Below are 24,309 nucleotides of genomic sequence, written 5' to 3' on the forward strand. Positions count from 1 at the left end.
GGGTCAATTGCGAGGAGTCATGATGAAACAAATGCTGGATCAGTTGTTGGGCGCTGGCAAAGGTTGGCTCAACGAAGGCGGCGACAGCCGCAAGGCGCAGATGAAGGGTGTGGCGCAGGGCGGCCTGGCTGCCGGTGCCATGGCCTTGCTGCTTGGCAACAAGAAGATCCGCAAGTATGGCGGCAAGGTGGCGGCGGTGGGCGGTGCAGCGGCCCTCGGCGGGCTGGCCTACAAGCTTTATCAGGATTGGCAGGCCCAGCAGTCGAGCCCGGCGCAACCGACCCAGCCCCTCGATACTCTGCAGGGCAATGCGCTGGATGCCCGTGCAGCCTTGCTGGTCCGCGCCATGGTGGCGGCCGCCCGGGCCGACGGTCATATCGACAGTGCCGAGCGCGAGAAGATCCAGCAGTACCTGACCGAGCAGGGTCAAAGTGATACGGCGCGCTGGATTGACACCGAGCTTGCCCGCCCCCTCGACCCCCATGCCCTGGCGCGTGAGGTGACCGACATGGAGCTGGCCACCGAGGTGTACCTTGCCTCCCTGCTCGCCATCGAGACGGATCACTTTATGGAGCGCGGTTATCTCGACGAGCTGGCCCGGGCGCTCAAGCTCGATGACAACCTCAAGAGCAGCATAGAGCGGCAGGTAGCCCAGCTGAGCGCTCCCGCCTGACAGGGCAGGGATCAATACCATCGATAGCCGATAACGCCCCTGTCACGGGGCGTTGTTGTTTCCGGCATCCAGATGGGGAGCGAGCTGCTGGTGAATAAGTTCAGCCAGCTGGGCGAGGGCGGTTTCCAGCTGAGGGCTCCAAGGATGGGAGCTGTTGAGGCGCAGGCAGTGGTTGTACTGCCCCTGACTGGAGAAGAGCGCGCCGGGCGCCAGCGAGAAGCCGCAGGTGAGCGCCCGGGCGTGCAGTGCCCGGCTGTCGAGACGGGGGTCAAACTCCAGCCAGAGGAAGTAGCCGCCATCGGGGGCGCTGATGCGCACTTCATCCGGAAAGAGGCGCAGCAGGGCGGCCCGCATCTGTTGCTGGCGCTGGGCCAGGGTGTGGCGCAGACAGCGAAGATGGGCATCTACCCCGCCCTGGCGCAACATCTCGGCCAGTGCCAGCTGGCTTGGCACATTGGTCGACAGGGTCGACATCAGTTGCAGCCGCTGAATGCGCTCGGCATGGGGCCCTGCCACCACCCAGCCGACCCGAAAGCCAGGGGCCAGGCATTTGGAAAACGAGCTGCACAGCAGGCTGTCGCCCCGCACATCCCAGCATTTGAGCGGCTTGGGCCGTTCACGGCCAAAGTAGAGATCGGCGTAGACGTCGTCCTCCACCAGTGGCACCTCATGCTGGCTCAGCAACTGCATCAGCGCCTGCTTGTGGCCGTCTGGCATTGTGTGGCCCAAGGGGTGCTGCACATTGCCCATCAGCCAGCACGCCTTGATGGGGCGCTGGGCCAGCGCCTCGGCCAGCAGGGCGAGATCGATGCCCACCCCCGGGATCACGGGGATCTCCACCGCATTGAGTTTCAGCCTCTCTATGGCCTGCAGGGCGCCATAGAAAGTGGGGGATTCCACCACCACCCAGTCCCCCGGCTCTGTCAGTACCTGCAAGCTCAAGGAGAGTGCCTCCATGGCCCCGGTTGTGATGATGATCTCCTGCGGGCTCACCGCCAGGCCATCACTGGCGTAGCGCTGGGCGATGGCGCGGCGCAGCGCCTCGTTGCCGGGAGGCAAATCAGCTACCGTGCTGAAGGGATCGAGTTTGCGCATGCAGCTGGCCAGTGCGCGCCCGAGCTGGGGATGGGGGAACAGGGTCGGGTCGGCCACCGACATGCCAAGGGGCACCAGTTCTCGCGACTTGCTCGCCTGCAGCACCTCGAACACCAGATCGTTGATGTCCACCGAGCCTGTGTAGTGCGCTTGCTGCTGTGCGCTGGCTCGCAGCGGGGAGGGGGCGGCCTTGACGTAGTAGCCGGACTGGGGCCGCGCCAGTATGAGACCGCGGCTTTCCAGCAGCTGATAGGCCTGCAGCACCGTCATGGGGCTCAGATGGTGGATCTTGCAGCTCTGGCGGATGGAGGGAATGCGCTCCCCCGCTTGCCAGACGCCGCTCGCTATCTGTTGTTGCAACTGATCTGCCAGCTGGCCGTAGAGGGACATGGGGCACTCAAACTGTTATAGGTGTAATTTACTATAACTGCATCTGTTATAGGTGTCATGACCCATGGTGTACTTAACGGACGAGAACCTGTCTGTTAAATGCAACATAGAGAGTCATGCATGATAAGCCTGGATGATGTGGTCAGCCTGTCCCGAATACAGTTCGGTGCGACGGCGATGTTCCATTTTCTGTTTGTGCCCCTCACCCTGGGGCTGTCCTGGATCCTGGCGATCGCCGAGTCGGCCTACGTGATGACCGGCAAGGTGATCTACAAGGACATTACCCGCTTCTGGGGCAAGCTGTTTGGTATCAACTTCGTGATGGGAGTGACCACGGGGATCACCCTGGAGTTCCAGTTCGGCACCAACTGGGCTTACTACTCCCAGTATGTGGGGGACATCTTCGGTACCCCGCTGGCGGTGGAGGGGTTGATGGCCTTCTTCCTCGAGTCGACTCTGGTCGGGCTCTTCTTCTTCGGCTGGGACAAGCTCTCCCGCGGTCAACACCTGCTGGTGACCATGCTGGTGGCGCTCGGCTCCAATCTCTCCGCGCTCTGGATCCTCATTGCCAACGGCTGGATGCAGAACCCGGTTGGCGCCGAGTTCAACCCCGTCACAATGCGCATGGAGTTGGTGGATGTCGCCGCCGTGCTGTTCAACCCTGTGGCTCAGGTCAAGTTCGTGCATACGGTGGCGGCGGGTTATGTGGCGGCGTCCCTGTTCGTGATGGGGATCAGCAGCTGGTATCTGTTGCGCCGGATGGAAGTACGCTTCGCCCTGCGATCCTTCGCCATCGCTTCGGGCTTTGGTCTGGCCGCCATCCTCTCGGTCATCATACTGGGTGACGAGTCAGGCTATACCTCGGGGGAGGCGCAGAAGGTCAAGCTCGCCGCCATCGAGGCGGAGTGGGAGACAGAGCCAGCCCCGGCCGCCTTCACCCTGTTCGGCTGGCCCGATCAGGATGCCGAGACCACCCATGCCGCCGTCAAAATCCCCTACCTGATGGGCATCATAGCCACCCGTTCCCTCGATGAGGTGGTGACCGGCATCAAGGATCTTAAAGTGCAGCACGAGGCGCGGATCCGCAGCGGCATGCTGGCTCATGATGCGCTGGAAGCGCTGAGGGCAGACGGCAGCAACACAGCCGCGCAGGCCACCTTCGATCGTCACCGTCATGATCTCGGTTACGGCCTGCTGCTCACCCCCTATGCCAGGGAGATCGGCAAAGCAGATGAAGGGGCCATTGCCAGGGCCGTGGCGGACTCAATCCCGCAAGTGGCGCCACTGTTCTGGAGCTTCAGGCTGATGGTGGGGATTGGCATAGTGCTGCTGGTGCTGTTTGCCGCCTCTTTCCTGCAACTGTGTCGTGGCAGACTGGTGCAGTCGCCGCGCCTGCTCAAAGTACTGTTCTGGAGCATACCCCTGCCCTGGATTGCCATAGAGGCGGGCTGGTTCGTGGCCGAGTTCGGCCGCCAGCCCTGGACCATCAGCGACGTGCTGCCGGTGTCTGCCTCCGTCTCCTTGCTGCAACCGGGCCAGCTCTGGTTCAGTCTCATCGCCATCTGTCTCATCTACACCAGCCTGCTGGTGGTTGAGCTGTTCTTGTTGCGTCATGTGATCTGCAAAGGGCCTGCCAGCCTGCAGACGGGTCGTTATCAAGGTGAAGTGTTGCAAAACGGGAGTCCTGCCTGATGGATTACGAAACCCTGAAATTGGTCTGGTGGGGGCTGGTGCTCTTCATGCTCATCGGCTTCGTGGTGATGGATGGCTTTGACCTGGGGGTTGGCTTGCTGTTGCCCCTGGTCGGCAAAACAGACGATGAGCGGCGGGTGTTGCTCAACAGTGTGGGCCCTGTGTGGGAGGGCAATCAGGTGTGGCTGATTGCCGGTGCAGGCGCACTGTTTGCCGCCTGGCCCCTGGTCTATGCCGCCGCCTTCTCGGCGCTCTACGTGCCCTTCATGTTCCTGCTGTTTGGGCTCTTTCTGCGCCCGGTCGGCTTTGACTATCGCAGCAAGTTGGCCTCACCCCGCTGGCGACGCTGGTGGGACAGAGCACTGGTGACGGGGGCCCTGCTGCCGACCCTGGTGTTTGGTGCGACGCTCGGTTTTCTGCTGCAAGGCTTGCCGTTTCGCTTCGACGCTGCCCTGCGCATCCACTACGGTGCCTTTGAGTTTCACTGGCCCTTGCTGTTGACCTGCATGGGTACGGCACTGGCCCTGCTGATGCTGCACGGTGCCAGCTTCTTGCAGTGCAAGACGCAAGGGGTTATCGCCGAGCGCTGCGCCCGTCAGAGCCTCTGGCTCGGCCCCCTTGCCAGTGGCCTGTTTGCCCTCGGCGGCGTCTGGCTCAGCCAGATGGCGGGTTACCAGATCAATGAGATAGGTGATCTCAATGGTGCCCTCACGCCGCTGATGAAGCAGGTGGGGCTGGCGCCGGCGGGTTGGTTCACCAACTTCCTGTCGCACCCCTGGCTCTGGAGTGTGCCGGTCCTCGGCCTCTTGCTGCCCATGGTGAGCACGCTGGCAAGCAGCTTTGGCCGGGCGCGGCTGGCCATCCTTGCCAGCGGCGGTGCCTGCGCCACCATGATGCTGACCATCGCCATAGCCCTGTTCCCCTTCGTACTGCCCTCGTCGCTGGATCCGTCGAGCAGTCTGACCCTGTGGGATGGCACCTCCAGCGAGCACACCCTCTTCATCATGCAGGGAATAGTCGCCGTGCTGATGCCCATCAATATCGGCTACACCCTCTGGGTCTACCGGGTGGTGCGGGGCAAGGTGAGCACCCAGCAGGTGCGCCAGCACGGCCATAGCCTCTACTAACTCAACTAAAGGGACATCTCGACTATGTGGTATTTCACCTGGATATTGGGGCTGGGGTTTGCCCTGCTGTGCGGCTTGGTCAACCTGCTCTGGCTGGAGGCCCGCTGGGCCGCTGACGAGGATCTCAAGGAGTCTTGAGTCCGCTATCGCTGTTTTGGATATGGAAAAGGCCGACACCCAGTGTCGGCCTTTTGTCTGCACAAGGGTTTAGAGTGCCAGCGCCAGTCTGGCTTCGCGCCGCTCGCTGACATGGGTCAGCCCATAGGCCAGCAGCACGATAAGGGCGCCAATCCAGGGGGTGTGCATCAGGCCTAGGTGTTCCACCACTAAGCCACCCACCACGGATCCCAGTGCTATGCCGACGTTGAAGGCGGCGATGTTGAGGCCGGAGGCGACATCCACCGCATTGGGGGTATGGCGCTCGGCCTGTTGCACCACCAGCACCTGCAGGCCTGGCACGTTGCCAAAGGCAAAGGCGCCCCACACCAGCACGGTCAGCACTGCCAGCACAGGGTGTGGCGCAGTAAAGGTCAGCACCAGCAACACCAGCGCCAGACCGCCGAACAGCAGTTTCAGGGCGGGCAGGGGGCCCAGTCGGTCTGCCAGCTTGCCACCCCAGATATTGCCAAAGGCCACAGAGACACCGTACACCAGCAGGATCAGGCTCACGGCACCGGCACCAAAGCCGCTCACCTGCTGCAAGATGGGAACGAGGAACGTAAAGGCGGTGAAGGCGCCACCGTAACCCAGGGCTGTCTTGGCATACACCAGCAGCAGCGGTTTCTTGGTCAACACGGCGAGCTGTTCGCGGATGGTCGAGGCCGCCCCCTTGGGCAGGTTATTGGGGATCAGCAGCAGGCTGCCTACCATGGCGATCAGCCCCAGCAGGCTCACCACCAGAAAGGTTTCACGCCAGCCAAACACCTGACCAATCCAGGTGCCGAGTGGCACACCAGTCACCAGCGCCACTGTCAGACCGCTGAACATGATGGCGATGGCGCTCGCCGCCTTCTCTTTGGCTACCAGGCCGGTGGCTATGGTGCTGCCCACCGAGAAGAAGACCCCGTGGGCCAGACCGGTCAGCACCCGAGCGACGATCAGGCTCTCATAGCCAGGGGCTTGCCAGGCCAGCAAGTTGCCGGCGGTAAAGAGCGCCATCAAGCCCACCAGCAGCCACTTGCGCGGCAACTTGCCGGTGAGCGCCGTCAACAGCGGGGCGCCTATGGCCACCCCCATGGCATAGAGGCTGACCAGCAGCCCTGCCGAGGGCAGCGACACATTGAGTTGTTCGGCGATGGTGGGAATGAGCCCCACGATCACGAATTCGGTAGTGCCGATCGCAAAGGCACTCAGGGTGAGGGCAAATAATGCCAGTGGCATACAAACTCCTTGGATAGTGACTCCCGACGGGAGAAGGTGGCCAGTATGCCGAGTCACTTTGTTGGCAAAAATGACGGTAACGTCAAATTACTTTTGCCAAATGAGCATCAATAGGCGGCGTGACGGCACCACAATCGACCCGCGTGATCGCAGGTCGCGAGCGGGAGGCCGGCATGACCAAGGAGTAAGAGCAGCAGGGCGAAACCTGGCTGACAAGTGAGGGTGGCAGCAGACAGCAGAAGGCGGGATAACCTGTGACCGGGATTGGCGGGCGCTGCAGCAAGGGGTGGCAAGAGCGGCAATAGAAAGCGGGAGGCACTGTGCCTCCCGCTGGTTTTTTTGCTGATTCTCTCAGACCCTTTTTTACGCCCTGCATCCCGAATGGGAGAAGGACCGAGGATGAGTGAATGGCACAGGCAATGACAAGACGTTGCTTTGCCCTCACGCGCTCTCACAGGGCGAGGACAAAGCCTGTTTAGTCCCAAGCTGGTGCAAAGTCCGGGTCGGCGCAGCGTTCACCCCGCTCCAGGGTGGCGATCTGGGCCATCTCTTCACTGCTCAGGGAAACCTCGAGGGCAGCCAGATTGGCGGCCTGATTCTCCCGCTTGGTGGAACTCGGGATCACCGTCATGCCCTGGGCCAGCAGCCAGGCCAGCGACACCTGGGCTGCCGACACCTTGTGGTACTTGCCTATCTCCATCAAGATCGGCTCACCCAGCACCTTGCCGTAAGCCAGCGGCATATAGGCGGTGATGGCGATGCCCTGCTCCTGGCAGAATTCCACCACCTTGCGGTTTTGCAACAAGGGGTGGATCTCTACCTGCTGGTGAGCGATGGCGCCGGGACCCAGAATGTCGATGGCTTCTTTAAGCTGGGCAACCGTGAAGTTGGAGACCCCAATTTCACGGGTCAGGCCCAGGGATTTGGCTTCGGCCAGCTGCTCCAGATAGACCGCCATCGGCACCTCGTCGTTGGGGGAAGGCCAATGGATCAGCGCCAGATCCAGATAGTCGGTGCGCAGTTTCTCAAGGCTGGTTTTCAGGCTAGGGATCAGCTTGCCTTCGGCAAACTCGCTGGTCCACACCTTGGTGGTGAGGTAGATATCTGAGCGGGGCACCGAGGTTGTCGCCAGCACCTCGCCCACTTCGCTTTCGTTGTCGTAAATCTGGGCGGTATCGATATGGCGATAGCCGAGCGCCAGGCCGGTATTCAGGGTTGCAAGCAGTGGCTCACCTTTCAGGCGAAAGGTGCCCAGACCCATGGCGGGCATTTTCATCATCTATTTCCTCAAATGGGGTGTTTGGCCCTTGCCCAGAGCAAAGGCGTTGGCTCGGTGCAAAAGCCGTGGCGGCGGTGCAAGTTGGCAGCGCCATCGTCAACGAGTCTCGGGATACTCAGGCCGGCAGTCGGCGGTAATTGCGAATATTACTGCTGGCAAACCAGGGCTCGGCCCTGGCGATAAAGTCGAGGAAGTGAGCTTGCTGCTGGTGGGCCTTGAGCGCGGCTTCGCTCTCCCACTCTTCGTGCAGCATCCAGCTATGGGGATTGTCCCTATCCTGATACAGCTGGTAGCGCTGGCAGCCCGCCTCTTGCAGGGTGGCCGCAATCAGCGGCTCAAGGGCGGCCCGGAACTGGGCGGAAAATTCGGGTTTGGCTTCAAGTTGGGCAATCACAATCACGGGTGATGACATCTGAACCTCCTTGCTAAAACGAAGGTCAGTATGCCTGCCGCAAGGGGAGGGGAATAGGGCAACAGTCGCAAAACACTATTGAGAAAAGAGCAGCAATGAAAGAGCAGGCGCTGCGCCAGAGGCCGATATGGGTGAAGGGTTAATAAGGGGGAAATAGAGAAGGGGACGGTTGGCGCGCCCCCTTGCCATCAGGCATTGGCTGGCTCGGACCAGACCGCAAATTCATTGCCGCTGGGTTCAACAAAGTGAAAACGGCGGCCACCGGGGAAATCAAACAGGGGACGGTTGATGGTGCCGCCATGCTGGCTCACCTTGGCCTGGGTTGCCTCTATATCGGCGCTGTAGAACACCAAGAGCGCGCCTCCCTGAGCCGTGTGGCTGCATAGTTCCGCTTTATAGAAACCGCCGTCCAGCCCCTCATCGGCAAAGGCGCAGTAGTCGGGACCGTAGTCGGCGAACTGCCAGCCAAATACGGCTTGAAAGAAGGCTTTGGTGGCCGCGAGATCACTGGCCGCAAACTCCACATAGTTCAGTTTTTCATGGGTTTTCATATGGGTTATCTCCGTTGGCGTCGCTGCACAATATTATGAGTTAGCTGCGACAGGCTGCAGCAATTGATGACTGGATCAGTTCTTCATAGATATCCGCTTGTCCAGCTGGCAGGAGTTGCCGGTGAATCTCGCGACGTTTGGCGGTATTGCAGAGTCTTTCGGCTAACCAGCCGGTCAGATAGATCGATGATAGACAACCTCCTGCGGTGGCGATATTGCCCTCGACCACCAGTGGTTTATCTTGCACATCTACCCCCAAGGTGAGCAGGGCGGGCTTGGCATCCGGATGAGTCGTGGCTTGCTTGCCATCGAGCAGACCCAGTTTCGCCAAAATAAAGGAGCCTGCGCAGATCGAACCAATCAACTGTTTTGCAGGATCCAGTTTGAAAGAGGACATAAATTGCGGGTCGGCCAGCACGGCCGGAATACCTTGTTGTCCGCTACAGAAAATGACGGCGTCGGCATCATTAGCTGCCATAAGATGGTCATCGGTGGTGACAGTGTTACCCAGTACGGAATGGTGGCTTGGCTTGGTGCCCAGTACTTTCACCACCCAGTCGTGCCTGGTTCTGCCAAGAATGTCTTTTATCAAGAAAAAATCGATGTCGGTAAAATCGTCAAAAAGAACAATGGCGATGGTATGCATCCGAGCTTCCTGCTGTTTTGTCTGGGGGAATGAGCGATGGTGGGAGTTGGCTATTTGAATTCTTCACCATGGCTTTCCAGTCGTTCCCAAGGGATCAATTTCAGCTGCTTGCGCCTAAGCCAGAGCCAACTTGCCATAAAAATACCGAATAATCCGGCAAACAGGGCTGTTTGGCGCAGGGAAAATAGCGGATCCATCCCCATGGGTTGCCAGCTGAAAAACCACATAAACAAGCCCCAGATCAGCCCGGCGCTCACGCCAAACCAGAGCGTATTGCTTAGCCAGCCCTGATAGTGAGGTGGTTTGACTGGGCAACCCAGCCTGCGCAGCAATCTGCACAGTGGCGGATTGTAGTTGGCATGCCATACCCCTTTGCTGGCCAGCTCCTGATGGGCTGCGGTCAGCCGCTCTTCAAATGTCATGGTGTTCATCCTTGTCACAACTTGGTGTCATACGATGCCGTTTTGGCTGCATTCTACTGGCAAACCATCAACGCGATGTGAGCTCTCTGTCACGTTATTTGTCTGCGCACTGTAAGCTCTGGCGTCACGGCACACTTGCCAAGCCAGATCTGCTGCAACGATTAAGATCCTTGCTCCTGTCGGGATTGCAGCAATGAATCCCTATTCTGATCAGTGATTGACATAGCCCGACCCGTTGCCAATCACTACAGGGCGGCAATGATGACTGGATGCAGCCTTCTTGCGATCACCATACCAAGGAAAATGGAGACGAAGAGAGGGAGAGGATCCCGGCTGCGTCGATAGCTGCGCCAGTTGCCATTGTGGTGGCGGAAAAGCCGGTAGGTGAGAACAACAAGACAAATTGCGGTTTGAATGAAGCAGTTAACTGAAAAACTGATCATGACTTTGACGAAATCGGGCAAGGTTGAGAGTCCGTGTCTGTGAAATTTGCTTTTCAGCGCGTGGGCTGCACTTGGCTCAAATCCGAAGAGGGGCTTCAGCCTTCTCCTGCCGCGCCTTCACTGATTGGTTGGCATTCCAGCTGCTCCCAGGTGGTCAAACCAAGCTGTCTGAGTGCCAGCCAGAGCCTGATTAAGGTCAAGAGGTCAAATATGACGGCGGATAGCGCTGTGCTGTACAAGGCAGATACGGGATCCCTTCCCTCTGGGTACCAGACGAAAATCCACATCGTCAGACCATAGATCGGCGCCAGATTCAGGCCGGCACAGAGGAAATTGACCAGCCAGCCCGCGTAATAAGGGGGCTTGAGGGTACAGCCAATTTTACGCAGCAGTTTGAAAATCCACGGGTTGTAGTTGCATTCCTTGATGCCTTTGTCAGCCAAAGTCTGATGGGCGATGGTCAGCCGCTCTTCAAATGTCATTGATTTGTCTCATGCTGGAATGGCTCCATACGGTGCTTTTTTTGGCGGCATTCTACTGATTAAGTCGGCGGAGGGATAGTGCTTATCTCTGGTTGTTTCTCTTTAAAAAACAAGATCCGCTGTCAGAGTGCCCTTGCCAACCCTGAGCGATTACACCTATAAAGACCCAATACTCTTGCCTGGATAACAGCAATGAAGACCCATTCTGATGAACTGACCCTGTTCGTGGCCGTGGTGGAGGCGGGCAGTTTTCGCCAGGCGGCGGAGAACCTCGGCATGGACAACTCTGTGGTGAGCCGCGGCATCAAGCGGCTGGAGGAGAAGCTCGCCACCCTGCTGCTCAACCGTACCACCCGCCGAGTCAGCCTGACCGAGGAGGGGAGCTGGTTCTATCAGCGGGCGGTAAATATCCTGACCGAGATGAGCGAGGCGGAGGGACACCTGCTCAGCCGCAAGGAGCAGCCGGAGGGAATATTGCGGGTCGATGCGGCCACCCCCTTTATCCTGCATCGACTGGTGCCCATCATAGGCGAGTTTCGCCGCCGCTATCCCGCCATCGAGCTGCAACTGCACAGCTCGGAAGGTTTCATCAATCTGATGGAGCGGCGGGTAGACATGGCCATTCGTATCGGCGAGCTGACGGATTCTTCCCTGCGTGCCTTGCCGCTCGGTCGCACGCGCCTGCGGCTGCTGGCATCCCCTGCGTATTTGAACGAACGCGGCACACCGCGCCAACCTGCGGATCTGCTGGCGGGCCACGAACTGCTGGGCTTTTTGCATCCTGATCACCTCAATCACTGGCCGCTGCTCAGTGCCGAGCAGGGGGATCGCTTCGCCATCACCCCGACCCTGCGGGCCAGCAGCGGCGAGACCCTGCGTCAGCTGGCGCTGGCGGGGCAGGGGATCGTCTGTCTGTCGGACTTTATGACAGGGCCTGATCGTTCAAGCGGCGCCCTGGTGGAGGTGCTGGCTCGCAGCAACAGCGGTGCCTCGCGTCCCGTCAATGCGGTCTTCTACTCCGATGCCCAGCGGGATATCCGGTTGCGGGTCTGGCTCGACTTTATCAAGGAGCAGATCGGCAGCCATACCCTGTGAGGGGGGAGTGGGAAGGGCGCCCCCTCCCGGCTTCCCCTTTGCAAGGGGAGTAGAAGTTGGCTTCCGTCTCTGACAAGCAGAGGGCTGGGATCCGCTGGCAAGGGAAGAGGTGTCGCTGGCACCCAGCCGTGACAAGGGGAAGGGATTTGACTGGCCGGCAGATATACGTTGCCAATGGCCGGAGTGGATATAGAGCTCAAAGAAGAGGCCGACATCGCTGTCGGCCTCTTTGTTTGTTCATCTCGGAAAGATGTCGGTTGCCCGATTAATCCTCTTCGGCCCAGCGGCGTGAACGTTCAACCGCTTTCTGCCAGCCGTGGTAGAGCTTGTTGCGCTCTTCGTGGCTCATCTGCGGGATGAATTCACGATCCACGCTGAACTTGTCTTCCAGTTCGTCAGAGCTCTTCCAGAAGCCGACGGCCAGACCGGCCAGGAAGGCGGCGCCCATGGCGGTGGTCTCGATGCGAGTCGGACGCACCACAGGGGTGTGCATCATGTCGGACTGGAACTGCATCAGGAAGTCGTTGGCAACCGCGCCGCCGTCTACCTTGAGGGCGGCCAGCTTGATGCCGGAGTCCTGCTGCATGGCATCCAGCACATCGCGGCTCTGGTAGGCGATGGATTCCAGCGCGGCACGGATGATGTGGTTGCGGTTGGCACCACGGGTCAGGCCGACCATGGTGCCGCGAGCATAGGGATCCCAGTAGGGGGCGCCCAGGCCGACGAAGGCCGGCACCAGATAGACGCCATTGGTGTCACCCACCTTGGAGGCGAAGTAGTCGGTATCGCGGGCATCATGGATGAGCTTCAGCTCGTCACGCAGCCACTGCACGGTAGCGCCGCCCATAAAGACAGCCCCTTCCAGCGCGTAGTTCACTTCCCCTTTCGGGCCGATGGCGACGGTAGTCAGCAGGCCGTTGCTGGAGCGAACCGGCTCTGTGCCCGTGTTCATCAGCAAGAAGCAGCCAGTACCGTAGGTGTTCTTGGCCATCCCTTTTTCGAAGCAGAGCTGACCGAACAGGGCAGACTGCTGGTCACCGGCAATACCGGCGATGGGGATGCGGGAGCCGCCGCCACGGGTGGTGTAGCCATACACTTCGGAGGAGGGCTTGACCTCTGGCAGCATGGACAAGGGAATGCCCAGCTCGTCCAGCATCTTCTCGTCCCACTTCAGGTCGCGAATGTTGTAAAGCATGGTGCGGGAGGCGTTGGTCGGGTCAGTGACATGCACTTCGCCGTTGGTCATCTTCCACACCAGCCAGGTGTCTATGGTGCCGAACAGCAGTTCGCCGTTCATCGCCTTCTCGCGGGCCCCTTCGACGTTGTCGAGGATCCACTTCACCTTGGTGCCGGAGAAGTAGGCATCCAGCACCAGGCCGGTGTTCTCGCGCACATACTCTTCCAGGCCACGGGCCTTGAGCTCTTCACAGATGGCCGCGGTGCGGCGGCACTGCCAGACGATGGCGTTGTAGATGGGCTTGCCGGTGGCTTTTTCCCAGACGACGGTGGTTTCACGCTGGTTGGTGATGCCGATGGCGGCAATCTCTTCGCTGCGCAGGCCAGTCTTGGCCAGTACTTCGGTGAAGACGGAGGACTGGGTCGCCCAGATCTCCATGGGGTCGTGCTCTACCCAGCCCGCTTTCGGGTAGTGCTGGGTGAATTCGCGCTGGGAGGTGCCGACGATATTGGCATCCTGGTCAAACACGATGGCGCGGGAGGAGGTAGTACCCTGGTCCAGAGCGACGACATATTTTTTTTCAGCAGACATGATGTTCTCCACGTTTTTATTTGCCACGTTGTTACACGTTGGGGAGGGCCGCTCTTATGCGGCGGCCTCTTCTTTGGCGGTTTGGGCAGCTTGCTCGGTGGCGGCAACACGGTTGCCAGGCACACAGGGAGCCAACACTTTCACATACAGGGCGGTACCAAGCTGGGCACCGACGATGGGGCCAAGGATGGGCACCCAGAAGTAGGGGTTGTCACGACCACCAGTCATGGCCACGTCACCCCAGCCTGCCAGGAAGGCAAACAGTTTGGGGCCAAAATCACGGGCAGGGTTCATGGCAAAGCCGGTTAACGGGCCGAGGGAGGCACCGATCACGGCGATCAGGATACCGATCAGCAGGGCGGCGGCGAAGCCTTTGGGGGCGCCGTTGTTGTTGTCACCCAGCGCCATGATGCCCAGCATCAGAACGGCGGTGATCACCAGCTCGACCGCGAAGGCTTGCATGTTGGAGAGCAGGGCGTTCGGGTAGGTGGAGAAGATGCCGGCGGAGCCGAGGCTCTCGACGCTGCCGCGTACCACGTTGTGGGTCACTTCCCACTGGGTGAACAGGCCGCCATAAAGGAAGTAGACAAGGGCGGCGAAGCTGAAGGCGCCAGCGACCTGAGCGATGATGTAGGGCACCACTTTACGCTTGTCGAACCCGCAGAAGGTCATCAGCGCCAGGGTCACGGCCGGGTTCAGGTGGGCACCTGAAATACCGCCGGTCACATAGATGGCGATCGCGACACCCAGACCCCAGGTAATGGAGATTTCCCATTGTCCGAAGTTGGCACCGGCCAGCACCAGGGCGGCCACACAACCGACGCCGAAAAATATCAGCAGGCCGGTTCCGATAAACTCGGCGATGCACTCGCCAAGCAGGGTATTGGGTCTTTGTATGCTCATACTTTTATTCCTTATATCCACCCAGAGTAGGTTTGATGTTCCGTTTTGTTGTTTTTTCAGTCCCATTACTGCATCCGAAAACGTTTTTTCTTGTTTTTTGAGCTGACGCAAACGTTATGCTCGTTTGCGCTCGTTCTCGGACGAGAGAGAAAATAAACCTAAATCGGCCATTCACCACTCCCTCCCCGCAGGAAGTGTGGACAAGATCCCATTCATTGCTAAAAAAATGTGACGGAAAGCAAGTTGTAACAGGGGTTATACCACTTAGTGAGTGCCGCTATCCCTTACCCTGCAAGGGATAGCCGCTGATGAGTGTTTACTCATCCGGCGCTTTATTTTGTAATAAAACTGCAATATTTGAGCCTCCATCACAGATTAAATGTTCACATATGAGCACAATAGGCTCGCTTTCGAATCAGGACTCCTCTGGTTGGTCAGCATGGACAGGGCACCCTCAACCGCCCACAACAACAATAAGGAAGCAGAACATGCTTAGTCTCTTCAGGCCTGCACCACACATAGACAGGCTCCCGGCCGACAAGGTCGATCCCTTCTACAAACGCATGCGTTGGCAGGTGTTTTTCGGGATCTTCTTCGGTTATGCCGGTTACTACCTGGTACGGAAAAACTTCAGTCTGGCGATGCCTTACCTGATCGAACAGGGATTCTCCCGCGGTGATCTGGGCCTGGCCCTGTCCGGGGTTTCCATTGCCTATGGTCTGTCCAAGTTCCTGATGGGGAACGTGTCTGACCGATCCAACGCCCGCTACTTCCTCTCTGCCGGTCTGCTGTTGTCGGCCGGTATCATGTTCATGATGGGGACTGTGCACTGGGCTACCTCCAGCATCGCCATCATGTTCGTGCTTTTGTTCCTGAACGGTTGGGTACAAGGCATGGGCTGGCCGCCCTGCGGTCGTACCATGGTGCACTGGTGGTCACAGAAAGAGCGTGGCGAAGTGGTCGCGGTCTGGAACGTGGCGCACAACGTCGGCGGTGGCCTGATTGGTCCGCTGTTCATCCTGGGGATGGGCTGGTTCAATGACTGGCGCAGTGCCTTCTATGTACCGGCTGCTGCCGCTGCCGCCATTGCGGTGATCGCCTTCTTCGTGATGCGTGACACCCCGCAATCGGTCGGTCTGCCGCCCATCGAGGAGTACAAGGACGACTATCCGAAGGACTATGATGCCAGCCACGAGAAGGAGTTTTCCGCCAAGGAAATCTTCATGAAGTACGTGCTGCACAACAAGCTGTTGTGGTACATCGCCATTGCCAACGCCTTCGTTTACCTCATTCGTTACGGTGTGCTGGACTGGGCTCCGACCTATCTGAAAGAGGCCAAGGATTTCACTGTCGACAACTCCTCCTGGGCCTATTTCCTGTACGAGTGGGCCGGTATTCCGGGCACCCTGCTGTGCGGCTGGATCTCTGACAAGATGTTCCAGGGCCGCCGTGCCCCGGCCGGCATCCTCTTCATGGTGCTGGTCACCCTGGCTGTGCTGGTCTACTGGCTCAACCCGGCGGGCAACCCCACCGTCGACATGCTGGCTCTGGTCGCCATCGGCTTCCTGATCTATGGCCCTGTCATGCTGATCGGTCTGTATGCACTGGAGCTGGCACCCAAGAAGGCAGCCGGTACCGCGGCAGGCTTCACCGGGCTGTTCGGTTATCTGGGTGGTGCAGTGGCGGCCAACGCCATGCTGGGCTATACCGTTGACCACTTCGGCTGGGATGGCGGTTTCATGGTGCTGACCGCGTCTTGCGTTATCTCCATCATACTGCTGGCCATGACCCTCAAGCATGAGAACATCGCCGTCGCTGCCAAGAAGGCGGCTGCCGATAAGGCATAAAACGTGATCCTGCCCTTATCGATCCGAAAAGGGATCAGGTAAACTGCCAAAGGCCCCGCATCTGCCGGGGCCTTTTTTCGTCTCATCATCGGAGTTCAAGCGTGAAGCAAACCCAACGACATCTGGAGATACTGGACGTCCTGACGCGGCAGGGCTTTGTCTCGACGGAGGATCTGGTGACCCACTTTGACGTCAGTCCCCAGACCATTCGCCGTGATCTGAACGATCTCGCCGAACAGAACAAGATCCGGCGCCATCATGGCGGTGCCTCCCTGCATTCGAGTACCGTCAATACCGCCTACAGCGCCCGCAAAGTGATGCAGCTCAAGGAGAAAGAGCGTATCGCCCGCGAAGTGGCCGCCAATATTCCCGATGGTTCTTCCCTCTTCATCGACATAGGGACCACCACGGAGGCCATCGCCCGCGCCCTGCTCGATCACCGCGAGCTGCGCGTGGTGACCAACAACCTCAACGTCGCCAGCATTCTCACCGCCAAGGATGACTTCACCGTCATCATCGCCGGTGGCGAGATCCGCAACCGGGATGGCGGCATAGTGGGGGAGGCGACCCGCGACTTCATCGGTCAGTTCCGCATGGATTACGGTGTCATCGGTATCTCGGGCATCGACAATGACGGCTCTCTGCTCGATTTCGACTACCACGAGGTGAAGATTGCCCAGGCCATCATAGCCCACTCCCGCCAGGTGTTTCTGGCCGCCGACCACACCAAGTTCGGTCGCAATGCCATGGTCAATCTGGGCAATCTCAACCAGATCCACGCCCTGTTCACCGATCAGGAGCCACCGGAGAAGCTGATGCGGCTCATGTCCCAGCACCAGATCGAATGCCATATCTGCTGAGTCACCGTTAACCCCTATCTGGCACCAGGCCGCCATGACGGCGGCCGCTTTTTCCCCTGTTTTCCTCTTCCTCCTGCTGTTTTCCGGCTTACCACCACCCTGGGTATGAGCGCGATCCCACGCACGCTATTTTGCCAGCCAGCCCCTTGCTGACGTCCTGATCACCGACTGGCAGCATTTTTAGCATTGCCAAAACAATCGCGATCACATTTTCTCCATAAAATGTTCGTTTATCATTTTTTCATGCTCTAATATGAGCGAAATCAAACATTGCTGTCATGGCAACACAAAATAAGAAAGAGTAGGTGAACATGAGCGAACATTATGATCTGGTCGTCGTTGGCGGCGGCATCAATGGGGTGGGCATTGCGGCTGATGCAGCGGGTCGGGGTCTGAAGGTTGCCCTGTTCGAGGCAAAGGATCTCGCCTCTGCCACCTCCTCCAACTCCAGCAAGCTGATCCACGGTGGTTTGCGTTACCTCGAACATTACGAATTCCGGCTGGTGAAAGAGGCGCTGGCGGAGCGGGAAGTGCTGCTCGGCATGGCTCCCCACATCGCCCGTCCCATGCGCTTTCGGCTGCCCCATCGCCCGCACCTGCGCCCGGCCTGGATGATACGCGCCGGTCTCTTCCTGTATGACAACCTGGCCAAGCGCGACAAGCTCAAGGGCAGCTGCGGCGTGCGCTTCCTGCCCCAGGACGGCTTGACCGCCGGTATCAACAAAGGCTTCGAGTACTCGGATGCCTGGGTTGATGACGCCCGCCTGGTGGTACTCAACGCCATGATGGCTCGTGATAAAGGGGCCGAGGTACAGACCCGCACCCGCTGCATCAAGGCGGTGCGCGGCTCCAAGCACTGGACATTGACTCTGAAGCGGGAAGGGGGCGAGCAGTTCACCGTCACCTGCCGTGGTCTGGTCAATGCAGCCGGTCCCTGGGTCAAGACCTTCTATGACGAGAGCCTGCACGAGAAATCCCCGCGCGGTATTCGCCTCATCAAGGGCAGCCACATCATAGTGCCGCGTATCCATGAGCGCGAAGAGGCCTATATCCTGCAAAACGAAGACAACCGCATCGTCTTTGTCATCCCTTATCAGCAGGATTACTCCCTCATCGGCACCACGGACGTGGAGCACAAGGGCAGCCCGCGCGAGGCGAAGATCAGCGACGCCGAAATCAACTACCTGTGCAAGGTGGTCAACGCTCACTTTACCCGCCAGATAGCGCCCAAAGATGTCATCTGGACCTATGCCGGCGTGCGACCGCTCTGCGATGACGAGTCCGATTCCCCCCAGGCCGTGACCCGTGACTATACCCTCGAGCTCTCCGGTGAATCCGACGGCGCGCCACTCTTGTCCGTGTTTGGCGGCAAGCTCACCACCTATCGCAAACTGGCCCAGGCCGCCTGCAACAAGCTCAAGCCCTGGTTCAGCCAGATGGGTGAGGACTGGACCGCCACCAGCCGTCTGCCCGGTGGCGAATTTGATTGCTCCACTACCGAGCTGGCGCGCGCCTATATGCTCGAATTCGACTGGCTGGATGAGCGCAACGCCCGTCGCATCGCCGAGGCCTATGGCAGCCACGCCCGCCTCTGGTTGCACGAGGAGCGCGGCCAGCACTTTGGCGCCGGCCTGTACGAGTCGGAAGTGCGTTATCTGATGAGCCGCGAGTGGGCCCATTCGATGGAAGACATACTGTGGCGTCGCAGCAAGCTGGGGCTTCGCCTCTCCCAGCCTGAGCAGCAGCAGCTGCACGCCTGGCTGGAACAACATCAGCACGCCCTGCCCAAGGCAAGCTGATGAAGAAGCGGGCGGCTCCTTGGCCGCCCGTCGTTAAAATGCAACAAACCTCTGCTATAACAAACACCTACACCAAATAAACAATAACAAAGAGCACCTCGCATGAAAAAAATCTCTCTCTCCCTGATAGCCCTTGGCCTGGGGGCCGCCCTTGCATTGCCCGCTCTTGCTGCCGACGAAGGCAAGATAGTGATCGCCCACCGTGGCGCTTCGGGCTATCTGCCCGAGCACACCCTGGCATCCAAGGCGCTGGCCTATGGCATGGGAGCCGATTATCTGGAGCAGGATCTGGTGATGACCAAGGATGACCAGCTGGTGGTGATGCACGATCACTTCCTCGACGGCATCACGGACGTGGCCGAGCGCTTCCCCGGTCGGGCCCGCCCGGACGGTCGTTACTATGTGGTGGACTTCACCCTGGCCGAGGTGCGCTCCCTGAGCATGACGGAGCCGTTCCAGCTGGTGGATGGCAAGCAGGTACCTGTCTATCCGGCCCGCTTCCCGCTGTGGAAGTCCAGCTTCAAGATCCACACCTTCCAGGAAGAGATAGAGATGATCCAGGGGCTCAACAAGAGCACCGGCAAGAACATAGGTATCTATCCGGAGATCAAGGCCCCCTGGCTGTTTCGCCACGAAGGCAAGGACATCTCCAAGGCCGTCTTGAACGTGCTCAAGGAGTACGGTTACACAGGGAAGGATGACAAGGTCTATCTGCAGTGCTTCGATGCCAACGAGCTCAAGCGCATCAACAGCGAGCTGATGCCCGCCTTAGGCATGGACTTGAAACTGGTGCAGCTGATGGCCGAGACCGACTGGAACGAGACCATGGTCTATGACGCCAAGGGCCAGGCAACCCCTTACGACTATGACTGGATGTTCAAGCCGGGCGCCATGAAGACCATCGCCGGCTACGCGGAAGGCATAGGCCCCTGGAAGCCGATGATAGTCACGGAGCCGGGCACCCCGGGCAAACCTGTGTTTACCGGCATGGTGAAAGAGGCCCACGCCGCTGGCCTTAAAGTACACCCTTATACCTTCCGTCAGGATGAGGGGCAGATCCCGGCCTACGCCAAGGATTTCAGCGATTTGCTCAACATCTTCCTCTATCAGGCCGATGTGGACGGGGTGTTCAGCGACTTCCCGGACAAGGCGGTCGACGCCATCAAGGCACACGGCAAATCATAAAAGAAGAGCAAGACGGGAACGCAAGCGGGGCCAGGTGCCCCGCTTTTTTCATAAAATGGAGGCAAGGGCAGGGGTCGGATAGTGGTCGAGCAGTACTGACGGCAGCATCAGGGTGTAACTATATATTTACGATTTTGTCGGGTCAGGGGCTTTTTACTCGCTACTTTCTGGTTGTTTAGGTCGCTTCACTGGTCGTTTATTCACCTGCTAGACAGTTAATCCGCTAGTTTCACTTGATTGTTTGTTTTTCCTTGGTAAGGTGAGGGCGGTTGCGTAACAAAGCACTGACTTGTGTAAATAAATTGATACATCCAGTGCAATTGGCTTAAATACTGTAGAGAGAATGAGATCATGCAAAGAGACCCCCTGAACAACATCCATATCCAATCCGAACAAGTGATGATCACGCCTGCCCAGCTCAAGGAGAAGCTACCCATCTCCGACCAGGCGCTGGCTTTCGTGCAAGGGGCCCGCACTACCATCGCCGACATCATCCACCGTCGTGATCACCGCCTGCTGGTGATCTGTGGACCCTGTTCCATCCACGACATGGACGCCGCCAAAGAGTACGCAACCAGACTCAAAGCGCTGCATGATGCCTATCAGGATTCTCTCTACATTGTCATGCGGGTCTACTTTGAGAAGCCGCGCACCACGGTCGGCTGGAAGGGCTTTATCAATGACCCGAATCTCGATGGCACCTTCGATGTGGAGCTGGGGCTGCATCGCGCCCGTGAGCTGCTCTGCTGGCTGGCGGAGCTGGAATTGCCGCTGGCGACTGAAGCGCTCGACCCCATCAGCCCGCAATACCTGGCCGAGCTCTTCTCCTGGTCGGCCATCGGCGCCCGTACCACAGAATCCCAGACCCACAGGGAGATGGCGTCCGGCCTCTCCATGCCGGTGGGCTTCAAGAACGGCACAGACGGTAACCTGGGTACCGCCATCAATGCACTGCAGGCGGCCTCCAGCCCTCATGCCTTCATGGGGATCAACCAGCAGGGCCAGGTTGCCTTGCTGCAGACCCAGGGCAACCCGGATGGCCACGTCATCCTGCGCGGCGGCAAGCACCCGAACTACGACTCGGTCAATGTGTCGCTGGCGGAGGAGGCGCTGGAGAAGGCGGGCCTGCTGCCCGGTCTGGTGGTGGATTGCAGTCACGGCAACTCCAGCAAGGATCACCGCTTGCAGCCCAAGGTGGCCGACAACGTCATCCACCAGATCCAGGAGGGCAACCGCTCCATCATAGGGGTGATGCTCGAATCCAACCTGTTCGAAGGCAACCAGTCCAGCGAGCAGCCCAAAGAGCAGATGCGCTACGGCGTCTCCATCACCGATGCCTGCATCGATTGGGATAGCACAGCCGCTCTGCTGGAGCGATGCCATCGCGAGCTGGCGGCGCCGCTCAAGGGCAGAACTGCACGGTAAGCCGTGGTATCTTGTCGTAACTGATTGAACCATAGAGGTATCACTGCCCACGCAGTGATACCTTGTTGCCTCTTGAATCACAGGGCGCCGCCGCCAGCGGCGCCAGCAGGGACTGGATATGGCTGAAGAGTTGAATGCCCTCAGGGACAAGATTGATGCGGTGGACAGACAGCTGATCGATCTGCTGGCCGCACGGCTGGCCCTGGTGGGGGAAGTGGGTGAGGTGAAGAGCCGCCACGGCCTGCCCATCTATGCACCGGACAGGGAGGCGAGCATGTTGGCCCGCCGTCGTACCGAGGCCGAACTGCTGGGGGTGCCGGGGGATCTTATCGAGGATGTGCTGCGCCGTGTCATGCGTGAATCTTATGCCAGCGAAAAAGACACCGGCTTCAAGTGCATGAAGCCGGATCTTGGCAAAGTGGTCATCATAGGCGGACAGGGTCAACTTGGCCGCTTGTTCGGCCATATGTTCAGCCTCTCCGGCTACCGGGTCGAGGCCCTCGAACAAGCAGACTGGCCGCGAGCTGACGAGATCCTGGCCGACGCGGGTCTGGTGATGGTGGCCGTGCCCATCGACATCACCTGCCAGATCATCGACCGGCTCGGTTCATTGCCCGCCGATTGTCTGCTGGTGGATGTCACCAGCGTCAAGAGCGAGCCGCTTGCCCATATGTTGGCAGTGCACAAAGGTCCTGTTCTGGGGCTGCACCCCATGTTCGGACCGGATGTGGCGAGCCTTGCCAAGCAGGTGATCGTCTGCTGTCAGGGCCGTGATGCGGCCGCCAGTCAGTGGTTGCTGGATCAGATGACCATCTGGGGCGCGCGCTTGCAGCAGGTGGAAGCCAAAGCCCACGATGAGGCCATGACCCTCATTCAGGCGCTGCGCCACTTCGCCACTTTTGCCTATGGCTGGCACCTCTCCCGGGAGCAGGCCAACATCGACCGCCTGCTTAACTTAAGCTCCCCCATCTACCGGTTGGAGCTGGCCATGGTGGGGCGGTTGTTTGCCCAGGATCCTGAGCTCTATGCCGACATCATATTGTCGTCACCGCAGAATCTGGCGATGATCCGTCGCTACTACCAGAACTTCGGAGAGGTGTTGGGGCTCTTGGAGCAGGGGGACAGAGCCGGCTTTATCGATGCCTTCTCGCAGGTATCAGGCTTCTTTGGCGAGCATGCCGACGAGTTTCTGCGCGAGAGCCGCATGTTGCTGGCCCAGGCCAACGATCGCCGCCAACACGGCTGATGCGATTGCACACAAGCACCATAAAAAAGGGGCCTTTTCGGCCCCTTTTCTGTCTGTGCTATCGCCCGAGGTTATTCAGGCTGCGGCAAGCGCAGATCGGCGCCATCCCAGCCAAGGGGCAGGGTCAGCAGCCGATCGATCAGCTCCCGACGATCGGATTTCTCCAGATAGGCGAGGTAGAGCGGGCGGCTCAGTGGCTGGCCTCCCTCCACCAGATGCAGCTGCCCCTTTTCCAGGAAGGGACTCACCATCCGCCGTGGCAGGTAGGCGGCCCCCCCATTGGCCAGCACGAACTGCAGCGCCATGTTGGCGGAGCTCGAGTGCAGCACGGGGGTTTTTTGCAGGCTCTGCAAGCGGCTGGGTTGCGGCTCCAGACTGGTGCCCCAGTCGAGGTGAATGTGGGGCATTTGCATCAGGCTGTCGGCGTTGGCTGTGCTATCCCGGCTCACCAGTTCAAACACCAGTTCGCCGATGGGATGCAGGGCAATCTCGTCGATCTTGGTTGGCTCGGAGAGCAGGGCCAAGTCGAGGGAGCGCTCCAGCAGCTGGCGGCACAGGTGCTCGCGGGAGGCGGTTTCGAGCCGCACGGCGAGGCCGGGAGCCAGCGCATAGACATGGTTGAGCCAGTCGTTGAAATCGAGCTCCCAGAACACGGCGGGCGCGCCTATGGCGAGCTGCTGGCTGAAACCGGGGGAGAGCGCCACGTCCTGCTTGGCCCGACCCAGGGTATGCAAGATGGCGTCTGCATAGGGCAGCAGACGCTCACCGGACGCGGTAAGGCGGATGTTGTTGCGATGACGGGCAAACAGACTGACCCCGAGTTGCTGCTCGAGCTGGCGGATCCGAAAGCTCACCGCTGACTGGGTCAGATAGAGATTCTCAGCAGCCCGGCCAAAGTGCCGGGTCTTGCTGACCTCGATAAAGGTCCGAAGCAGTTCGGTATCCATTAATCGATGGACTCGTTGCTGCCGCCGCCGTTGCCGCCGTCAAAACCACCGCCGCCGGTTTCCTCGTTGGCGCCGCCTGCGACTGTGCACAGACGATGCACGCGCTTGGGACCTATCACCTTCAGATACTTGAACCACACCTTGGCGTGGGGATTGCTGCCGGCAGCACCGGATTTGACCTGTTCGATAAAGGCGCTTTCTACGTCATCGCGCGGCGCCAGGTTGCCCTGATAGAGCGCCAGCATGGCGGTGCCGTATTTTTCCAGACTGTCCGCTTCGGCAACAGTGAATTCACCACTGCGACGCAGGCCACGGGGAAAATGTTTGAAGTCGTTGAAACGCTTGTCGGATTCGAAGCTCATAGTGCTCTTTTTCTGGTTAGTTTGACCTTTGCGGGCAAGTATCATCAGGCCGTCGCAGAGTGCAAAATCAATTTTTTCACTATATGGATAAATCATTTTCATCGAAAGTGATTTATCCATGATCCAGTGGACATTCGGGGAGGGCAAGAGCAAAAAAGCGAGAAAAAAAGCGGAGTTATGTCAGGTTATGTCAAGGTTCGGCCGTCTGGGGCGACGAAATTGGTTAAAAATAAAGCGCCATTTGGCGCTCTATTTTGTGTCATTCATGAACCAAAGCGGG

Annotated in this window: 24 protein-coding genes; 11 read left to right on the forward strand and 13 right to left on the reverse strand. The window is 59.2% G+C overall.

Annotated elements, in window-relative coordinates; all coding sequences use genetic code 11:
• Positions 1 to 22 precede the first annotated feature (22 nt).
• A complete protein-coding gene (locus OKC28_RS02125; protein WP_005310022.1) occupies positions 23 to 673 on the forward strand; it encodes a tellurite resistance TerB family protein in 651 nt (216 codons plus the stop codon).
• 42 nt (positions 674 to 715) lie between these two features.
• Here OKC28_RS02125 and OKC28_RS02130 read toward each other — a convergent pair whose 3' ends face one another.
• The gene (locus tag OKC28_RS02130) at positions 716 to 2,158 is read right to left on the reverse strand and encodes an aminotransferase-like domain-containing protein (protein WP_270687055.1); all 1,443 of its coding nucleotides are present in this window, start codon (positions 2,156 to 2,158) and stop codon (positions 716 to 718) included.
• Positions 2,159 to 2,278: 120 nt separating this feature from the next.
• Between OKC28_RS02130 and OKC28_RS02135 the strand changes: the two genes are divergently transcribed.
• Genes OKC28_RS02135 through cydX form a run of 3 tightly spaced genes read left to right on the forward strand, consistent with a single transcriptional unit; the run spans position 2,279 to position 5,115 of the window.
• Positions 2,279 to 3,850, forward strand: coding sequence for a cytochrome ubiquinol oxidase subunit I (locus tag OKC28_RS02135; RefSeq protein ID WP_270687057.1), 1,572 nt, complete (start codon positions 2,279 to 2,281; stop codon positions 3,848 to 3,850).
• Positions 3,850 to 4,977, forward strand: a complete 1,128-nt coding sequence (gene cydB, locus OKC28_RS02140; protein ID WP_270687060.1) for a cytochrome d ubiquinol oxidase subunit II — start codon at positions 3,850 to 3,852, stop codon at positions 4,975 to 4,977. The genes OKC28_RS02135 and cydB overlap by 1 nt, the downstream gene beginning before the upstream one ends.
• A gap of 24 nt (positions 4,978 to 5,001) precedes the next feature.
• A complete protein-coding gene (gene cydX / locus OKC28_RS02145) occupies positions 5,002 to 5,115 on the forward strand; it encodes a cytochrome bd-I oxidase subunit CydX (RefSeq protein ID WP_005310033.1) in 114 nt (37 codons plus the stop codon).
• A gap of 69 nt (positions 5,116 to 5,184) precedes the next feature.
• Here the strand turns inward: cydX and OKC28_RS02150 are convergent, their stop codons facing one another.
• The 8 genes from OKC28_RS02150 to OKC28_RS02185 all read right to left on the reverse strand — a co-directional run bounded on the left by OKC28_RS02150 (position 5,185) and on the right by OKC28_RS02185 (position 10,592).
• Positions 5,185 to 6,357, reverse strand: a complete 1,173-nt coding sequence (locus OKC28_RS02150; protein WP_256688095.1) for an MFS transporter — start codon at positions 6,355 to 6,357, stop codon at positions 5,185 to 5,187.
• Between the two features lie 475 nt (positions 6,358 to 6,832).
• Positions 6,833 to 7,636, reverse strand: a complete 804-nt coding sequence (gene dkgB, locus OKC28_RS02155) for a 2,5-didehydrogluconate reductase DkgB (protein ID WP_099992527.1) — start codon at positions 7,634 to 7,636, stop codon at positions 6,833 to 6,835.
• 115 nt (positions 7,637 to 7,751) lie between these two features.
• A complete protein-coding gene (locus OKC28_RS02160) occupies positions 7,752 to 8,048 on the reverse strand; it encodes a putative quinol monooxygenase (protein WP_270687066.1) in 297 nt (98 codons plus the stop codon).
• A gap of 188 nt (positions 8,049 to 8,236) precedes the next feature.
• The gene (locus tag OKC28_RS02165) at positions 8,237 to 8,599 is read right to left on the reverse strand and encodes a VOC family protein (protein WP_256688097.1); all 363 of its coding nucleotides are present in this window, start codon (positions 8,597 to 8,599) and stop codon (positions 8,237 to 8,239) included.
• 40 nt (positions 8,600 to 8,639) lie between these two features.
• Positions 8,640 to 9,245, reverse strand: coding sequence for a DJ-1/PfpI family protein (locus tag OKC28_RS02170; RefSeq protein WP_005310045.1), 606 nt, complete (start codon positions 9,243 to 9,245; stop codon positions 8,640 to 8,642).
• Between the two features lie 50 nt (positions 9,246 to 9,295).
• Positions 9,296 to 9,667, reverse strand: coding sequence for a DUF6404 family protein (locus OKC28_RS02175; protein WP_219598711.1), 372 nt, complete (start codon positions 9,665 to 9,667; stop codon positions 9,296 to 9,298).
• A gap of 245 nt (positions 9,668 to 9,912) precedes the next feature.
• The gene (locus OKC28_RS02180; protein ID WP_256688098.1) at positions 9,913 to 10,131 is read right to left on the reverse strand and encodes a hypothetical protein; all 219 of its coding nucleotides are present in this window, start codon (positions 10,129 to 10,131) and stop codon (positions 9,913 to 9,915) included.
• A 74-nt stretch (positions 10,132 to 10,205) separates the two neighbouring features.
• Positions 10,206 to 10,592 (reverse strand): DUF6404 family protein, encoded by a 387-nt coding sequence (locus OKC28_RS02185; RefSeq protein WP_270687071.1) that lies wholly within the window; start codon positions 10,590 to 10,592, stop codon positions 10,206 to 10,208.
• A 192-nt stretch (positions 10,593 to 10,784) separates the two neighbouring features.
• Here OKC28_RS02185 and OKC28_RS02190 point away from each other — a divergent pair, with 192 nt between their 5' ends.
• A complete protein-coding gene (locus OKC28_RS02190; RefSeq protein ID WP_256688100.1) occupies positions 10,785 to 11,687 on the forward strand; it encodes a LysR substrate-binding domain-containing protein in 903 nt (300 codons plus the stop codon).
• Between the two features lie 265 nt (positions 11,688 to 11,952).
• On the opposite strand, the gene glpK is transcribed toward OKC28_RS02190, so the two are convergent.
• Together glpK and OKC28_RS02200 are read right to left on the reverse strand one after the other, a co-directional pair.
• Positions 11,953 to 13,455, reverse strand: a complete 1,503-nt coding sequence (glpK, locus tag OKC28_RS02195; protein ID WP_005310059.1) for a glycerol kinase GlpK — start codon at positions 13,453 to 13,455, stop codon at positions 11,953 to 11,955.
• Between the two features lie 54 nt (positions 13,456 to 13,509).
• Positions 13,510 to 14,358 (reverse strand): MIP/aquaporin family protein, encoded by an 849-nt coding sequence (locus OKC28_RS02200; RefSeq protein ID WP_021138521.1) that lies wholly within the window; start codon positions 14,356 to 14,358, stop codon positions 13,510 to 13,512.
• Positions 14,359 to 14,846: 488 nt separating this feature from the next.
• Between OKC28_RS02200 and glpT the strand changes: the two genes are divergently transcribed.
• From glpT to tyrA, 6 genes are all read left to right on the forward strand, one after another.
• Complete coding sequence (glpT, locus tag OKC28_RS02205) at positions 14,847 to 16,205, forward strand: glycerol-3-phosphate transporter (protein WP_021138522.1); 1,359 nt, start codon at positions 14,847 to 14,849, stop codon at positions 16,203 to 16,205.
• Between the two features lie 101 nt (positions 16,206 to 16,306).
• The gene (locus OKC28_RS02210; RefSeq protein ID WP_005310067.1) at positions 16,307 to 17,065 is read left to right on the forward strand and encodes a DeoR/GlpR family transcriptional regulator; all 759 of its coding nucleotides are present in this window, start codon (positions 16,307 to 16,309) and stop codon (positions 17,063 to 17,065) included.
• A 311-nt stretch (positions 17,066 to 17,376) separates the two neighbouring features.
• Positions 17,377 to 18,864 (forward strand): glycerol-3-phosphate dehydrogenase, encoded by a 1,488-nt coding sequence (glpD, locus tag OKC28_RS02215; protein WP_270687076.1) that lies wholly within the window; start codon positions 17,377 to 17,379, stop codon positions 18,862 to 18,864.
• A gap of 102 nt (positions 18,865 to 18,966) precedes the next feature.
• Positions 18,967 to 20,049 carry a glycerophosphodiester phosphodiesterase gene (gene glpQ, locus OKC28_RS02220; RefSeq protein ID WP_219593665.1) on the forward strand — a complete coding sequence of 361 codons (1,083 nt, stop codon included), beginning with the start codon at positions 18,967 to 18,969 and terminating at the stop codon, positions 20,047 to 20,049.
• A 351-nt stretch (positions 20,050 to 20,400) separates the two neighbouring features.
• A complete protein-coding gene (locus tag OKC28_RS02225) occupies positions 20,401 to 21,474 on the forward strand; it encodes a 3-deoxy-7-phosphoheptulonate synthase (RefSeq protein WP_021138526.1) in 1,074 nt (357 codons plus the stop codon).
• Between the two features lie 118 nt (positions 21,475 to 21,592).
• Positions 21,593 to 22,720: a bifunctional chorismate mutase/prephenate dehydrogenase gene (tyrA, locus tag OKC28_RS02230; protein WP_113720671.1), complete on the forward strand. Its 1,128-nt coding sequence runs from the start codon at positions 21,593 to 21,595 to the stop codon at positions 22,718 to 22,720.
• Positions 22,721 to 22,791: 71 nt separating this feature from the next.
• Here tyrA and hdfR read toward each other — a convergent pair whose 3' ends face one another.
• Together hdfR and maoP are read right to left on the reverse strand one after the other, a co-directional pair.
• The gene (gene hdfR, locus OKC28_RS02235; RefSeq protein WP_017412115.1) at positions 22,792 to 23,667 is read right to left on the reverse strand and encodes an HTH-type transcriptional regulator HdfR; all 876 of its coding nucleotides are present in this window, start codon (positions 23,665 to 23,667) and stop codon (positions 22,792 to 22,794) included.
• Positions 23,667 to 24,029 carry a DUF413 domain-containing protein gene (gene maoP / locus OKC28_RS02240; protein ID WP_256688102.1) on the reverse strand — a complete coding sequence of 121 codons (363 nt, stop codon included), beginning with the start codon at positions 24,027 to 24,029 and terminating at the stop codon, positions 23,667 to 23,669. The genes hdfR and maoP overlap by 1 nt, the downstream gene beginning before the upstream one ends.
• Positions 24,030 to 24,309 lie beyond the last annotated feature (280 nt).

The sequence above is a fragment of the Aeromonas sp. D3 genome (assembly GCF_027705025.1).
GTDB classification, from domain to species: Bacteria; Pseudomonadota; Gammaproteobacteria; order Enterobacterales; family Aeromonadaceae; genus Aeromonas; species Aeromonas salmonicida.

Coding starts and splice junctions, on each gene's coding strand:
- OKC28_RS02200 (WP_021138521.1), bottom strand. CDS start 14,358: ATGAGCATACAAAGACCCAATACCCTGCTTGGCGAGTGCATCGCCGAG.
- glpK (WP_005310059.1), bottom strand. CDS start 13,455: ATGTCTGCTGAAAAAAAATATGTCGTCGCTCTGGACCAGGGTACTACC.
- tyrA (WP_113720671.1), top strand. CDS start 21,593: ATGGCTGAAGAGTTGAATGCCCTCAGGGACAAGATTGATGCGGTGGAC.
- cydB (WP_270687060.1), top strand. CDS start 3,850: ATGGATTACGAAACCCTGAAATTGGTCTGGTGGGGGCTGGTGCTCTTC.
- OKC28_RS02165 (WP_256688097.1), bottom strand. CDS start 8,599: ATGAAAACCCATGAAAAACTGAACTATGTGGAGTTTGCGGCCAGTGAT.
- OKC28_RS02190 (WP_256688100.1), top strand. CDS start 10,785: ATGAAGACCCATTCTGATGAACTGACCCTGTTCGTGGCCGTGGTGGAG.
- OKC28_RS02130 (WP_270687055.1), bottom strand. CDS start 2,158: ATGTCCCTCTACGGCCAGCTGGCAGATCAGTTGCAACAACAGATAGCG.
- glpQ (WP_219593665.1), top strand. CDS start 18,967: ATGAAAAAAATCTCTCTCTCCCTGATAGCCCTTGGCCTGGGGGCCGCC.
- OKC28_RS02170 (WP_005310045.1), bottom strand. CDS start 9,245: ATGCATACCATCGCCATTGTTCTTTTTGACGATTTTACCGACATCGAT.
- OKC28_RS02185 (WP_270687071.1), bottom strand. CDS start 10,592: ATGACATTTGAAGAGCGGCTGACCATCGCCCATCAGACTTTGGCTGAC.
- cydX (WP_005310033.1), top strand. CDS start 5,002: ATGTGGTATTTCACCTGGATATTGGGGCTGGGGTTTGCCCTGCTGTGC.
- OKC28_RS02150 (WP_256688095.1), bottom strand. CDS start 6,357: ATGCCACTGGCATTATTTGCCCTCACCCTGAGTGCCTTTGCGATCGGC.
- OKC28_RS02135 (WP_270687057.1), top strand. CDS start 2,279: ATGATAAGCCTGGATGATGTGGTCAGCCTGTCCCGAATACAGTTCGGT.
- OKC28_RS02175 (WP_219598711.1), bottom strand. CDS start 9,667: ATGACATTTGAAGAGCGGCTGACCGCAGCCCATCAGGAGCTGGCCAGC.
- dkgB (WP_099992527.1), bottom strand. CDS start 7,636: ATGATGAAAATGCCCGCCATGGGTCTGGGCACCTTTCGCCTGAAAGGT.
- OKC28_RS02225 (WP_021138526.1), top strand. CDS start 20,401: ATGCAAAGAGACCCCCTGAACAACATCCATATCCAATCCGAACAAGTG.
- OKC28_RS02125 (WP_005310022.1), top strand. CDS start 23: ATGAAACAAATGCTGGATCAGTTGTTGGGCGCTGGCAAAGGTTGGCTC.
- glpD (WP_270687076.1), top strand. CDS start 17,377: ATGAGCGAACATTATGATCTGGTCGTCGTTGGCGGCGGCATCAATGGG.
- OKC28_RS02160 (WP_270687066.1), bottom strand. CDS start 8,048: ATGTCATCACCCGTGATTGTGATTGCCCAACTTGAAGCCAAACCCGAA.
- glpT (WP_021138522.1), top strand. CDS start 14,847: ATGCTTAGTCTCTTCAGGCCTGCACCACACATAGACAGGCTCCCGGCC.
- maoP (WP_256688102.1), bottom strand. CDS start 24,029: ATGAGCTTCGAATCCGACAAGCGTTTCAACGACTTCAAACATTTTCCC.
- hdfR (WP_017412115.1), bottom strand. CDS start 23,667: ATGGATACCGAACTGCTTCGGACCTTTATCGAGGTCAGCAAGACCCGG.